This window comes from Actinomyces sp. 594, from assembly GCF_019325145.1.
Lineage (GTDB): Bacteria > Actinomycetota > Actinomycetes > Actinomycetales > Actinomycetaceae > Actinomyces.
In genome coordinates, this window is record NZ_PIZC01000058.1 from 165,913 (window position 1) to 178,582 (window position 12,670).

9 protein-coding genes and 1 pseudogene are annotated in these 12,670 nt (G+C 71.4%); 1 reads left to right on the forward strand and 9 read right to left on the reverse strand.

All coding sequences use genetic code 11. The annotated features are described in order from the left end of the window. Nucleotides 1-77: 77 nt before the first annotated feature. The 7 genes from GZ998_RS10585 to GZ998_RS10615 form a co-directional block, all read right to left on the reverse strand. Nucleotides 78-731, reverse strand: coding sequence for a response regulator transcription factor (locus GZ998_RS10585; RefSeq protein ID WP_161923780.1), 654 nt, complete (start codon nucleotides 729-731; stop codon nucleotides 78-80). Between the two features lie 63 nt (nucleotides 732-794). Beyond that, complete coding sequence (mutM, locus tag GZ998_RS10590; protein WP_219109805.1) at nucleotides 795-1,826, reverse strand: bifunctional DNA-formamidopyrimidine glycosylase/DNA-(apurinic or apyrimidinic site) lyase; 1,032 nt, start codon at nucleotides 1,824-1,826, stop codon at nucleotides 795-797. 14 nt (nucleotides 1,827-1,840) lie between these two features. After that, nucleotides 1,841-2,728, reverse strand: coding sequence for a ribonuclease III (rnc, locus tag GZ998_RS10595; RefSeq protein WP_161923779.1), 888 nt, complete (start codon nucleotides 2,726-2,728; stop codon nucleotides 1,841-1,843). Next, nucleotides 2,728-3,354: a DUF177 domain-containing protein gene (locus GZ998_RS10600; RefSeq protein WP_162679505.1), complete on the reverse strand. Its 627-nt coding sequence runs from the start codon at nucleotides 3,352-3,354 to the stop codon at nucleotides 2,728-2,730. Before GZ998_RS10600 ends, rnc begins: the two co-directional genes overlap by 1 nt. A 102-nt stretch (nucleotides 3,355-3,456) precedes the next feature. Next, on the reverse strand, nucleotides 3,457-4,044 hold the full coding sequence (locus GZ998_RS10605) for an ATP synthase F0 subunit B (RefSeq protein ID WP_161923778.1): 588 nt from the start codon (nucleotides 4,042-4,044) through the stop codon (nucleotides 3,457-3,459). A gap of 13 nt (nucleotides 4,045-4,057) precedes the next feature. After that, nucleotides 4,058-4,609 carry a pantetheine-phosphate adenylyltransferase gene (gene coaD / locus GZ998_RS10610; RefSeq protein ID WP_161923777.1) on the reverse strand — a complete coding sequence of 184 codons (552 nt, stop codon included), beginning with the start codon at nucleotides 4,607-4,609 and terminating at the stop codon, nucleotides 4,058-4,060. 200 nt (nucleotides 4,610-4,809) lie between these two features. Continuing rightward, nucleotides 4,810-8,283 (reverse strand): glycoside hydrolase family 2 TIM barrel-domain containing protein, encoded by a 3,474-nt coding sequence (locus tag GZ998_RS10615; protein ID WP_219109806.1) that lies wholly within the window; start codon nucleotides 8,281-8,283, stop codon nucleotides 4,810-4,812. Between the two features lie 505 nt (nucleotides 8,284-8,788). Between GZ998_RS10615 and rsmD the strand changes: the two genes are divergently transcribed. After that, complete coding sequence (gene rsmD, locus GZ998_RS10620) at nucleotides 8,789-9,403, forward strand: 16S rRNA (guanine(966)-N(2))-methyltransferase RsmD (protein ID WP_219109807.1); 615 nt, start codon at nucleotides 8,789-8,791, stop codon at nucleotides 9,401-9,403. 68 nt (nucleotides 9,404-9,471) lie between these two features. On the opposite strand, the gene GZ998_RS10625 is transcribed toward rsmD, so the two are convergent. Together GZ998_RS10625 and GZ998_RS10630 are read right to left on the reverse strand one after the other, a co-directional pair. Continuing rightward, on the reverse strand, nucleotides 9,472-11,712 hold the full coding sequence (locus GZ998_RS10625) for an ATP-dependent DNA helicase RecG (RefSeq protein WP_219109819.1): 2,241 nt from the start codon (nucleotides 11,710-11,712) through the stop codon (nucleotides 9,472-9,474). A gap of 82 nt (nucleotides 11,713-11,794) precedes the next feature. Then, a pseudogene (locus GZ998_RS10630) lies at nucleotides 11,795-12,670 on the reverse strand (glycerol kinase); the annotation flags it as partial.

Consider the following 12,670-nt stretch of genomic DNA (forward strand, 5'->3'; position numbering starts at 1 on the left):
GCGGGCCAATGAGGGCGCCGGGATTGGCGCCGCGTACGGCCGTTACTCCGAATCGCCGGTGAATCGCTCTGGGATCATTAATTGCGGCGCCAGCCGGAAGCCCGCTGGCCGGCGACCCACGCGGCCACCTGGGTACGCCTTTGCAGCCCCATCTTGGCCAGCAGCGAGGTGATGTGATTCTTCACCGTCTTCTCCGCCACTCCAAGGCGCTCGCCGATCTCGCGGTTGGACAGGCCGTCACCGATCAGTTCGAGCACCTTGCGCTCCGCATTGGTCAGATCTGCGGTGGGGTCGTCATGATCGGCTCGACGGCGAGTCACAGTACGCTCATCCAACAGCACTCTCCCGGAGGCCACCGCCCGCACTACGTCGCTGATCTCCGCACCATGCACAGTCTTGAGCAGGTAGGCCCGGGCGCCGGCGTCGAGTGACTCCGCCAGGGCCTCATCATCATCGAATGAGGTCAGCACGATTGGCAGTGCCTCCGGCACCGACTCGCGCAGAGCCTGCATGAGCTCGATGCCGGTGCCATCCGGCAGCTGCAGGTCCACCAGCACCACATCCGGGCGCATGAGCTCGGCGCGGCGGATCGCCTCCGCCTTTGAGCCGGCTTCAGCGACCACGTCAAGGCCGTCAGCGCGCTCGATGATCTCGGCGATGCCTCGACGGACGATCTCATGATCGTCCACGATCATGACGCGGACCGTTTCAGTCGCGGAAGCACTCTGCATACACCAGAGCCTATCAGCAGCGGGGACCTACGTCACAGTCGACCGGAGCCGGGCGGCCCCGTCTCAGTGCTGTGCCTGCCGCGGCCGTCTCTGGCACCTGGGGCAGTACACATGGCTGCGGCCCCCGACCGTCTCGGTGCGCAGGGGCGTGCCGCAGCGTCGGCACTCCTGTCCGGCGCGCCCGTATACGGCCAGCGAACGGGCGAAGAAGCCGGCGGCGCCGTCGGCATCCACGTACAGGGCATCGAAGCTGGTTCCACCCACCGCCAAGGCCCTTCCCATGACCTCGGCGGTGGCGTCCAGCAGCCTTGCCGTCACCCGCGGGCCCAGCGCCCTGCCCGGCCGCAGGCCGTGCACCCGGGCGGCCCACAGTCCCTCGTCCGCGTAGATATTGCCGATGCCGGAGACCACACCCTGGTCCATCAGCAGGGTCTTAACCGCCCTGGCGGATCCGCGGATCTTGGCGATGACGGCGCGCCGGTCCAGATGCGGGTCAAGCAGGTCACGGGCAATGTGAGTGACATCGCTGGGGATGAGCGGGGCTGAGCTGCCCGCGCCGCCCGGCGCACCATCCGCGGTTGGGACCATGTCGCTTATACGCAGCCCGCCGAACATGCGCTGGTCAACCAGGTCTAGCACGGCGCCGCCTGGCGCATCACTGGGAACGGGACGCAGGTGGAGGCGCACCCGCAAGTGGCGCGGGCGAGCGCCCGAGTCCTCCACTGGCTGCGGGGCACGCGTAGCAGTCAGGTCTACACGGGACGCGTCCGGGTCGCCCAGGAACGCCTGCGAGGCCTCCGCACCCGCCTGGGCCGATTCCCGGCCGGACGCGGTGCCGCTGACTAGCAGCTGCCCACTCATTCCCAGGTGGGCGACTAGTGCGGCACCGTCGTCCAGCGGCAGCCAGAGGAACTTGCCCCGGCGTACCGCGGCGCTGAAGGAACGCCCTGCCAGCAGCTGCACGAAGGCTTCCGCACCACCCCGCTGCCGCCGCAGCGGCCGCGGGTCCAGTACCTCCACGCGCTCCACCACCCGTCCGGTCAGATGACGGGCCAGACCCGCTCGGACAGTTTCAACCTCAGGCAGCTCAGGCATTGGTCCCGCCCAGCTCAGCCTGCCGCGGGCTCAGGTGCAGCCTCATCCGGCAAGGACTCAAGCGCCGGCACCGGTGCAGTTTCCGCCGCACCTGCCGCGTGCGGGCCTCCGGCCGGTTCCGCGCCCAGGTCGGCGCGTAATGCCTCATTGACCCCAGGCAGGTGCAATCCCCCATCGCCGTGGGAAGCGAGAATAGCCGCGTAGGCGGCCTCAGCCGCGGCGTGCTCCGCAATCTTCTTGGAGGTCCCGGTCCCCTCCCCGCGCACCCGGCCCTCAACGGCGGCGCTGGCGGAGAACACGCGACGGTGGTCGGGGCCGGTAGCCGTGACCTCGTAGACGGGATTACCCAGGCCGTGGACGGCGGCGAGTTCCTGCAGGCTGGTCTTCCAGTCAAGGCCCGCGCCCAGCATTGAGGCGTCGTCGAGAAAACGGGACACCAGGCGCTCTACTACGGCGCGTACCGGCTCCAGGCCGGTGGTCAGGTAGGTGGCGCCGATGAGGGCCTCAACCGTGTCGGACAGGATGGAGTCCTTGTCGCGGCCACCGGACAGGGCCTCACCCCGGCCGAGTTTGATGAACTCGCCCAGGCCCAGGTCCCGGGCGACTGCCGCCAGCGCGGGCTCGGACACGGTGGCGGCACGCATCTTGGCCAGCTGCCCCTCAGGCAGGTTCGGGTGGGCGTTATAGAGATTCTCGGTGACGATGATGCCGAGCACCGAGTCGCCCAAGAATTCCAGCCGCTCATTCGTGGGTGGACTGCCGTGCTCATGGGCCCAGGACCGGTGCGTGAGCGCCAAGTCGAGCAGATCCGGGTCGATGCGCTCGCCCCAGCGGAAGACGAGCGCCTCCACGTCCTCGCGCGCCGCTGACTCGTTACGCCGTTTCCTACGCCGTGAGCCCATCAGCGCTGCTCCTGATCGTGCGGCGCGTCCGGGTCCTTCGAATCATCCGCAGCACCGGCATCCGCGGAGGCACTGCTCTGCGCCTCGGGTAGCAGGGCGGCCAGCGCCGACCAGCGGGGATCCAGCTGCTCGTGGTGGTGACCTGCGGGCAGGTCATCCAGCCGCTCGCCGCACTGCGAGCACAACCCGGCGCAATCCGGGCGGCACAGCGGCTGGAAGGGCAGGGCGAGCACAAGTGCATCACGCAGGGCTGGCTCCAGGTCCAAAGTGGCGTCACCCACGAGGAACAACTCGTCGGCCTCCTCATCGCCCTCCGCGGCCTGCGCGCGGGCCGCCTCTGGGGTGAAGTAGAGCTCATCGAAGGAGATGGTCGTGTCCTCCGCAATATCGCGCAGGCAGCGCACGCATTGACCTCGCAAGTGGATTTCGGCGTTCCCGCGGACCAGTACGCCATTATCCAAGCTGGTCAGTTCAGCGTCCACAGTCAGGGGGCTGCCCTCCTGGGCGCCGATCATCTCAGCGCCCAGATCAGCCGGCGCAGTGGTGTTCAGATGGACGTTCTTAATTGTGCCGACCTGCTGCGGCAGGTCGACGATGTCTACGACGAGTCCGGCCGTGCTGGCCATTGGTGCTCCTCCTGGAAGGTTTCGGGACGCGGATCGCTGCGGCGGTCGGGGCACCCCGGTACGACTGCGGGGGCGAATCTACCCGCGAAGGGGAGTAACAGCCTAGCGCCCGCCCTTCATCCAGTTACTGGTGGCCGCCGGGTCCACGGACCAGCCGGCGAAGTGTCGGGCGGCGTCCTGGCGCTCACGCTCGGCGTCGGCCGCCTCGTCTGCGGCGGTCCCCAGGCGGGCGGCCAGTGCCTCACGGCCGGCCTGCACCTGTTCGGAGAGCTTGTCGAGCTCCGACTGCAGTGCGGCCAGGGAGCGGTCGGAGTAGTCATCAGCGCCGTGCCGCAGCCGTTTAGCGCGCTCCTCCGCGGCAGAGATGATGGCATCGGCGCGGTCATTGGCCATGCGCACGATGTTCTCTCCGGCAACCAGCCGTTCCGCCTCCTCCTGGGCGTGGGCGAGGATCCGCTGGGACTCCTCGCGGCCCTGCGCGAGGACCGCGTCTGCGTCCGCGACGATCTCCTCCGCCCGGTGCACCGCGGTGGGGACGGCCTGGCGCGCGCGGTCAACCAGCTCGAGCACGTCCTGGCGGCTTACGATCGCGGAAGTGCTCATAGGCAGCGAGCGTGCGGTGGAGACGAGCTCGTCAAGCTCGTCGAGGATGCGTAGCAGGTCGTCTCCGGCATCGGCGCGGGTAGTCACAGTTAGTCGTCCTTCAGTTCAACAGGGTTTCGGGGTCGGCGCTGACGGTGGTCGGGCGAGTCTCCGCCACGAGACCCGGCGACCGGGCGGGCAGAGCGCGAGCCAGGGCGGCGGCGACGCCGTCGGGCACGAGAGCCGACACGTCCCCGCCGTGGCGGGCGATATCCTTCACCAGCGAGGAGGACACGTGGGCGTGTGTGGGCGCAGCGGCCAGGAAGAAGGTCTCGGGGGCGCCAAGCTCCCGGTTGAGCAGAGCCATGGGCACCTCGGCGTCAAAGTCGCTTCCGTTGCGCAGGCCCTTGACTATGGCGTCTGCACCCCGCTGCGCACAGAAGTCAGCGAGCAGGCCGGGGACGACGGCGACCTCCGCCCCCGGAATACCAGCCAGTGCGGCCCGGGCCAGCGCCACCCGCTCCTCAATACCGAACAGGCGGGAGGCGTCCTTGGCCGCATTGTGGGCAACGCCGAGGATGACCCGGTCAAACAGGCTAGCGGCGCGCCGCACGACGTCGACGTGCCCGAGGGTGATCGGGTCAAAGGTTCCGGGGTACACCGCGAGCGTCACGCCGCGAGGCTAGCGGAACGGTCCCGAGCGGGTGGGGACGCGCGCCGAAACAGGGACGACGAGTGTGCTCAACCGGTGGCCGCCGGCCCGCCACCGAGAGGGCTCCACCGAAGAGGCCGCAAGCGAGGCGGCCCGGTCGGCCGTGCGCCCCGCCCGCGCCGACGCATCGGCACGGCTCGGCGCCAGCCCACATGACGACATCAGGCGGGCTGCACGCCGAGCCAGGCCTCCACGACTACCGGCCGGGGCGCAGCGGCGGCCTCCGGGCGCACGTCCGGGCCGCAGGAGCGCGTGCCGATGCCGTGGTGCAGGGCATCCAGGTGCAGCCACAGGTGGGTGTCCGGGTGCAGTTCCTCCGCGTGCTCGGCGGCGGTGAGGTTATTCAGGCTCCACGGGCTCAGGGAGAAGGCGACCGGGGCCGCGGGCGGGATCGCGACGGTCAGACGTCCGGCGTCGCCACCGAGTTGCAGGCGGCGCAGGCCGGGGCGGGTGCCGCCCTCCTGGGGGCGTACCGGCTGCTGCCACAGCATGGACACGTCGCCGGTGAAGGCGCCGTGGCGCACGGCCCCGGAAAGGTCCGCGTAGGCGGGGGCAGGACCGATGCCGGACCAGGTGACGCGGTTCAGGCCAGCGGGCAGCCCCAGCCGCACCCCCAGGCGGGGCAGCACGGCGGGCAGGTCCCCGGTGGGGATGATCTCGGTGCGCAACCGCAGTCCACCGGCTTCGGCGGTCAGCGTGGTGGTGGTCTCCAGGGCCCACGCCTGCTGGGGCGCGCCGCATTGGGTGCGCACAACGACGGCGCCGCCCTCGACGGCGGTGGCCACGTGCCGCTCGCTCATCAGGTGCAGGCGGGCCTGGCGCCAGCGGTCGGCCGCGGAGGGGCCGGGGCGGCCGGCGCCCGCACCGAGGTTGGTGTGGCTCGGTGGTACGTGCCAGTAGTCGATGGGACCGTGCCCTTCGTCGTTGTCAGTGGGGGCGCGCCAGACGGTCGTCAGCGGGCCGACGAAGCCGATCCCGCCCAACTCGCTGAGTCGGCCGCGGTCGTCCAGTAGGGCGGCTCCCAGCTTGATGCCGCCGCGTACCCGGACCGGCGCCGCGCCAAGAGTGGCCGTTCCCGGGCCCGCGGCACTCGCGGCCCCGGCGTGGTCGCCTGCGGGCGCATTCGTTGATGCGGGCCCGGTCGGTGTGGGGACAGTCGATGGGGCCGCAACCTCCACCTCCCGGGTGGACACGACTCGGCGCCCGGCGGCATCGGCGCACGCCACCTGGGGCAGCAGCGGGGCGCTGTCGGCCGGGTTGACCTGGCGGGGCCCGGTGTCGGCTACTCCTGGGATGAGCGGGTCCAGCACGGCGGTGAGCACGTGGACGCTACGGCCTGCTGCGCAGGCGCGGTCGACGGCGGCCGCCAGCTCGGGCACGTCCAGCACCGCGTCCTCCCCAGCAGCGAGCTCGGGCAGCGGGGACTCTCCGGTGGCGGCTCCCCCGAAAGCAGTGAGCCTACCGAGCACATCGCTGTGGGCGGCGGCATCGGGAGCCGGCGCCCCGGCGGCCAGAGCCGCTGGGGCAGACGCGGTCCCGGCCGCGGCCGCACCGTCGGCGGCGGCCACGGTCACCTGCCAGGCGAGCGTAAGTCCGGAAGTGGTGCGCGCATGGAAGCGGTTGCGCACCCGCACCGTGCCGGCGTCCCGGCGCGGGCTCGCGGCGTCACCGCCCCAGGTCGCCAGGACCGGGGCGACCGCATTGGCCCAGGCGGTAGTGCCGGCACTGGGAACGGTGTCGGCGGAGACGAGCCCGTCGCACACGAAGTTGCCGTCGTGCACGACCTCGCCGAAGTCGCCGCCGTAGCGCAGCGCACCGGCCGCCTCGGGGCGCGGGTCGACCAGGGCGTGATCGCGCCACTCCCACACGAATCCGCCCAGGTGCCGGGGATTGGGCTCGACCTGCGCAGTGTAGTCGTCGATGCCGCCGGGGCCGGTGCCCATGGCGTGCAGGTACTCGCACATGATGAACGGCAGGGTGCGCACGCGCGCATTCTGGGCGGGTGTCAGGCTCGCCGCGGCATGTCCGGTTACGGCGACCGGCGTACTGGCGGGAGCGGCGCGGTCGGCGCCGGTGGTCTCCGCCCCGCACCCGACGATGGCCTCGACCTCCTCCAGGGTCGGGTACATGCGCGAGTGGACGTCGGTGTAGGCACCGGCGAAGTCGGCCTCGTAGTGGATCAGGCGGCCGGGGTCGCGGTGCTTGATCCACTGGCTCATCGCAGCCAGGTTGCGCCCGGTGCCGGACTCATTGCCCAGAGACCAGAAGATGATCGCCGGGTGGTTTTTGTCGCGCTCAACCATGCGGCGAGCACGGTCCATCAGGGCTTCTCGCCAAGCCGGATCATCGGTGGGGTTGCCCCGCCAGCCGTGCGCCTCGAAGCCGTGGGTCTCCAGGTCGCACTCGTCCATGACCCACAGGCCGATCTCGTCGGCCAGGTCGAGCAGGCGCGGGTGGGGCGGGTAGTGGGAGGTGCGGATGGCGTTGACATTGTGGGCCTTCATGGCCGCCAGGTCGGCGCGCGCCCAGGCCTCGTCGAAGACGCGGCCGCGGTGGGCGTTGACCTCGTGGCGGTTGACGCCGGCGATGATCAGGCGGGCCCCGTTGACGCGTACCTGGCCGTCGATGACCTCCAGGCGGCGGAAGCCGGCGTGCAGGCGCACGGTCTCCTCCCGGGCGGTGAGCACCAGGTCGTACAGGCGCGGCACCTCCGCGCTCCAGGGCTGGGCCGCGGGCGCGGTCAGGCGGGCCGTGCCGGGAGCGGCCAGCTCGGCGGCCAGGCCTAGTTCGGGAAGCTCAACCCGCACCGGGAAGGCGGCGGGCGGGGCGGCCACGTCGACCTCAAGGAAGCCGGTGCCGGTGGCGGGGTCGTAGTCAGTGCGAGTGAATACGTCCTCGACCCTCCCGGCGGGCCGGTGCAGCAGGGTGATGTCACGGAAGACGCCGGGCAGCCACCACTGGTCCTGGTCCTCCACGTAGGTGGCGGGGGACCACTGGGATACGCGAACGGCCACGGTGTTCTCCCCCGCTCGCAGCAGGCCGGTCACGTCCAGCTCGGAGGGCAGGCGCGAACCCTGGGTGGTGCCGACCCAGGTGCCGTTGAGCCACACGGAGGCGAAGGACTCCGCCCCGTCCAGGCGTAGCACCTGGCGGGCGCCTCCCTGTTCCAGGGGCCAGTCGGCGGGGAGGGTGAAGGTGCGCACGTGGTCCGCGGTGGGATTCTCATCGGGCACGTACGGCGGGTCCACGGGGATGGGGTACTGGACGTTGGTGTACCAGGGCAGGCCGCGCTTGCCGTCGCCGGTGAGCACCCAGTGGGCGGGCAGGTCGATCTCGCCCCAGGGGCCAAGGGAGGCGTCGGCGGTGTCAAAGACCGGGACAATGGGTTCGCCATGCTCGTCCAAGCCCTCGGGGTGCGCCTGCGGGTACAGGCGGAAGGCCCAGGTGCCGTTGAGGGAGAGGCTCGGGGCGCTCGTACTCTCGGGCGCGACCCAGGCGCGCGGCGGCAAGTGGCGGCCGCGGCCGGGCCCGGGCACGGTGGGGAGCAGCCAGGGGTGCATGGTCCGGCCGCCCGCCCCGGCCTCGGGCTGCATGCCCTGATCGAAGTCAGCGGCTCCGATGACGGTGCGCGGCATGTGTCTTCCTCCCGATCCCAACGGAGTGTCTCCGGTGTCACCCCGGCGTTCGCGTATCCGCCCCAAGCCTAGTGGTACTGGAGCCATTCGCCGGCACGCAGCGCACGCCCTCAGCCCCACACCCGGGCCGGTAGTAGTGACGGGTCGAGGTCGATAGCTACGCGTCAGCCGGAACCGCGGGGCGGTAACGGTTGCCCCGCACGCTCAGGCCTCCGCTAGCAGCCCACCATTTTAAAGCTTTTCATTGGAACTACGCGGAATCGCTGAATTGAGGGTGAACGGGTGTGGACGCTCCTGCGTGCGCCGAGGCGACCGGCGCACGCAGGAGACTTCCCGTCACTCCTGACCCGGCAGACAAACCGCAGAATCACGCGGATCCCTACCTTCAGACATTCGGCTAAGCGTGCGGCGCCCTGCTCCGCCCTCGACTGCGGCGGTGCGGAGCCGGCCCGGCACCGTTCCCTCTCGGTCCGCGTCTCGGGGATCAGTCCTCTAGGCTCGCCCCATGACCAGGATTGTGGCCGGGAGCGCCGGTGGGCGCCGGATCGAGGTGCCCGCAGCCGGCACCCGCCCGACTTCCGAGCGGGTGCGCGAGGCCCTGTTCGGCCGGCTCGAGCACTACGGGGTGGTCGCCGATGCGCGCGTGCTGGACCTGTGCGCCGGCTCGGGCGCACTCGGCCTGGAGGCGGCCAGCCGCGGTGCCACGGACGTGACCCTTGTGGATGCCTCCCGCCGCGCCACCCGCGTGTGCGACGCCAACATCCGCGCCCTCGGCCTGCGCGGCGTGCGCAGCGCCACCGCGAAGGTGGAGGCCTTCCTGGCCGGTCCCGCGGGCGCACCCGTGGACCTGGTGATGCTAGACCCGCCCTATGACGTCGACGAGGCCGCCCTGGCCGCCATGCTGGCCCCGCTCCCCCGCCACCAGGACCCCTGGCTGGCACCGGACGCGGTGGTCGTGGTCGAGCGTTCCTCGCGCTCCCCCGAGCCGTCCTGGCCCGCGGGGCTGCGCTGCTTCTCCGAGCGAAAATACGGGGAGACCACGCTCTGGTTCGCCGAGCCCGAAGACGACGGCACTTCCGACGACGGCGCCTCGGCCGACGCGGGGTCGGCCGGGCACTGATCGGCCCGCCCGCGCCGCGGGCCGGGACGATTCGGCCCGCCGACCCCGCACCGGTGCGCGCCAGCGTGTCAGGACCGCTCCAGGTAGGCGCCAGCCTCCTCGTCCAGCCGGTCGGCGATGGCGGCGGCCAGGTCCCGATGCTCGGCCAGGGTCGGGTCGGCAGCGATGACCGCCTCCGCCTGCGCCCGCGCCCGCGCGATGAGCGCGCCATCACGGGAGACGCGCAGCAGGTCCAGGTCGCTACGCCGCCCCGACTGGGCAGCACCTAGCACATTGCCCTCGCTACGCAACTCCAGGTCCGCCTCCGCCAGGCGGAAACCGTCAGTGATGTCTCCGAATGCCTTCAGCCGGTGGTATGCCGGGCTGCCGACCTGCACCCCGGTCACCGCCACGCATACGGACTCCCGCTCGCCACGCCCCACCCGCCCGCGCAGCTGATGCAGCTGCGACAGGCCAAAGCGATCAGCGTCCAGGATCACCATCATCGAGGCCTCCGGCACGTCCACGCCCACCTCCACCACGGTAGTGCTGACCAGCACCGGGGTGCGCCCGGAAGCGAAGTCCGCCATGACGGTGTCCTTCTCGGCCGCAGTCATTCGGCCGGTCAATGCGCCGATACCCACTCCCGCGAGCGCGGGCTCGTCAGCCAGGCGCTGTGCCCAGTCGACTACGGCGGCGAGCGGCCGTGCCGCGGCCTCCTCCGGCGGGAGGCCGCCGGCCTCGTCCAGCAGCGCCGTGGCCTGCGGGTCCGGTTCCTCCGGGTCCGCCCCGGCGTCGTTGGCATCGATACGCGGGCACACCACATACACGCGCCCGCCTGCAGCCACCTCCTCGGCTGCGCGCCGCCAGATACGCTCCACCCAGGACTCACGCTCCCAGGGCACCAGCCGGGTGGTGATCGGGCTGCGGCCGGCGGGCAGCTCGTCGAGTACCGCCGTATCCAGGTCTCCGAACACGGTCATGGCAATGGTTCGGGGAATGGGTGTGGCTGTCATCACCAGCAGATGCGGGGTGCGCTGCGCGAGCGTGGTGGGATCAGTAACGCCGCCGCGCTCGCGCAGGGCGTCACGCTGGGCCACGCCAAAGCGGTGCTGCTCATCAACGACGATGAGCCCGAGGCGGGGGATCTGCACCGTCTGCGACAGCAGGGCGTGCGTGCCCACCAGGATGCTCGGCTCCCCGCCGGCCAGGTCCGCCAGCAGCTGGCGGCGCTGCGCCGGCGGGGTGGAGCCGGTCAGCAGCCGGACGCGGGTGGCGCGCTGCCCGCCGTCGAGCATGCCTGCGCGCGCAAGCGGGCCCAGCAGGGCCTCCAGGGAGGCCCGGTGCTGGGCCGCCAGGATCTCCGTGGGCGCCAGGAGGGCGGCCTGTCCTCCGGCGCCTACCACTTGCAGCATGGCCCGCAGTGCGACCAGGGTCTTGCCGCTGCCTACGTCCCCCTGAAGAAGAAGCTGCATTGGCGCGGTGGAGTCAAGGGCGTCGGCGATCTGCGCACCTACGCGTGTCTGCCCGGCTGTGAGGGAGTACGGCAGGGCGGCGTCGAGGTCAGCGAGCAGGGAGTCACTGCCGGGGACCGGCCACGCCACGGAGGTGTGCTCAGCGGCGTGCTGAAGGCGGCGCTGCACGAGGGCGGTCTGCAGTACCAGGGCCTCCTCGTGGCGCAGGCGGCGGCGGGCGGCGCGCCACTGAGCAGCCTCCTCAGGGGCGTGCACCCACTTGTAGGCGGTGTAGGCGTCAATCAGTCCCTCCGCGGCGAGTACCTGCTCGGGCAGTGGCTCGGGCACGTCCTCGGGGCCTATTTGCTCCAGTATGGTGCGTACCGCTCGGGACACCATCCAGGAGGGCATGGACTCGGTGGCGGGATAAATCGGCATGGGCCGCGCCAGGAGCGCCTCACGCTCGGCGTCATCGAGCTCATCCAGGACCTGGAAGCGGGACCCGGCCAGTTGCTTGCGTCCGTGGTGGAGCCCGACCCTGCCGTGCAGCAGCACGGTGGTGCCGGGGGCCAGCTTTTCGGCGCGTTGCCGCATCTGGCCGTGGTTGCCGAACATAACCAGGTCCATGTTGGAGCTACCGTCGGTGACGGTGGCCTCCAGCAGGGCAGGAGGCCTACCGCCCCGGGTGCGGCGCGAGGCCGCACGTACCACCTGCGCCTGAATGGTGGCCTGCTCGCCGTCCTTCAGGGTGCGCAGGTCGGTCAGGTCCCCCCACATGTCATAGCGGCGCGGATACAGGCGCAGCAGGGCGCGGGGCGTATTCAGCCCCTGCTTGGCGAGCTGGGCGGCGGTTGCCTTTCCCAGGAGCCGGTCCAGCGGGCGGTCGAGCAGGGGTACGGCGCCGCGGGGGGTACGCCGCCCGGGAGGATTGCCGGCTTCGGGGGTCATGGGCGCCGGCTCACCCAATGGCGATGAGGACGTCGGGGGCGGCCTGGGCGCCCGCGTGAATGACGATCTCTATGGTGTCGGGTAACAGGCCCTGCTGCTCGGCGTAGCGGACCACGGCGGCGGCCGCCATGGCGCCGACATCGGGCAAGGCCTCACGGCCGAGAATCACGGTGACGAGTTCATCGTCTGGGCGCAGCACGGCGGTAAGGGTGGCAGCGACTGCGTCCGCCTCGGCCTCCGATCCGGTCAGGGCCGTTGTGCGCACGCCGGCAGCCACGCTTCCCGTGCGGGTGGCCAGCGCACCGAGCTCAGCATTCTCGGTCTGTCCGGCGACGGCGACGGCTGCCGCCAGCACCCGCGCCTCGTCATCGGTGTCGCACACCAGCAGGCGCACGCCATCCGGAACTGTGCGGGCGGCCTCGCCGCTCCCGGCACCGCGCACGGAGGACACCGCGGAGCGCGCGGCCAGGAACCGGGCGGCTTCATGAGCACTGGCAGCGGCCCGAGAATCGCAGGGCAGCACAATGGCCTGGGCGACACCGAGGTCGCCGGCGGCGCGGACAATGCCGTCGCGCTCCGGGTTCAGGACCACCACAGCGCCCGTGCGCGCGAACTGCTCTATGAGGCCGGGGGCACGAGTACAAGCAATCACACCCACGCGCTGGGCGGCACGGGAGGCGGAATCCGTACCGCCGTGTACGGGCAGCCCCCGATTGCGGCGATTGGCCAGCCGCTCGAAGGAGACCACCCGGCTGTCACCGGCACCGGAGAAGGGCAGCGGAGGCTCATCGGCGTCCCAGGTGGGGGCGACTGCAAGCGCCGTCGGGTGCAGGTGGTGGATACATACCTGGCGGGCGCGGCCCTGGCGAGGCAGGGCCGCACGGGG

What these genes read in the sequence shown, in the direction of transcription:
- GZ998_RS10585 (WP_161923780.1), bottom strand. Translation starts at nt 731, where the DNA reads ATGCAGAGTGCTTCCGCGACTGAAACGGTCCGCGTCATGATCGTGGAC.
- mutM (WP_219109805.1), bottom strand. Translation starts at nt 1,826, where the DNA reads ATGCCTGAGCTGCCTGAGGTTGAAACTGTCCGAGCGGGTCTGGCCCGT.
- rnc (WP_161923779.1), bottom strand. Translation starts at nt 2,728, where the DNA reads ATGGGCTCACGGCGTAGGAAACGGCGTAACGAGTCAGCGGCGCGCGAG.
- GZ998_RS10600 (WP_162679505.1), bottom strand. Translation starts at nt 3,354, where the DNA reads ATGGCCAGCACGGCCGGACTCGTCGTAGACATCGTCGACCTGCCGCAG.
- GZ998_RS10615 (WP_219109806.1), bottom strand. Translation starts at nt 8,283, where the DNA reads ATGCCGCGCACCGTCATCGGAGCCGCTGACTTCGATCAGGGCATGCAG.
- rsmD (WP_219109807.1), top strand. Translation starts at nt 8,789, where the DNA reads ATGACCAGGATTGTGGCCGGGAGCGCCGGTGGGCGCCGGATCGAGGTG.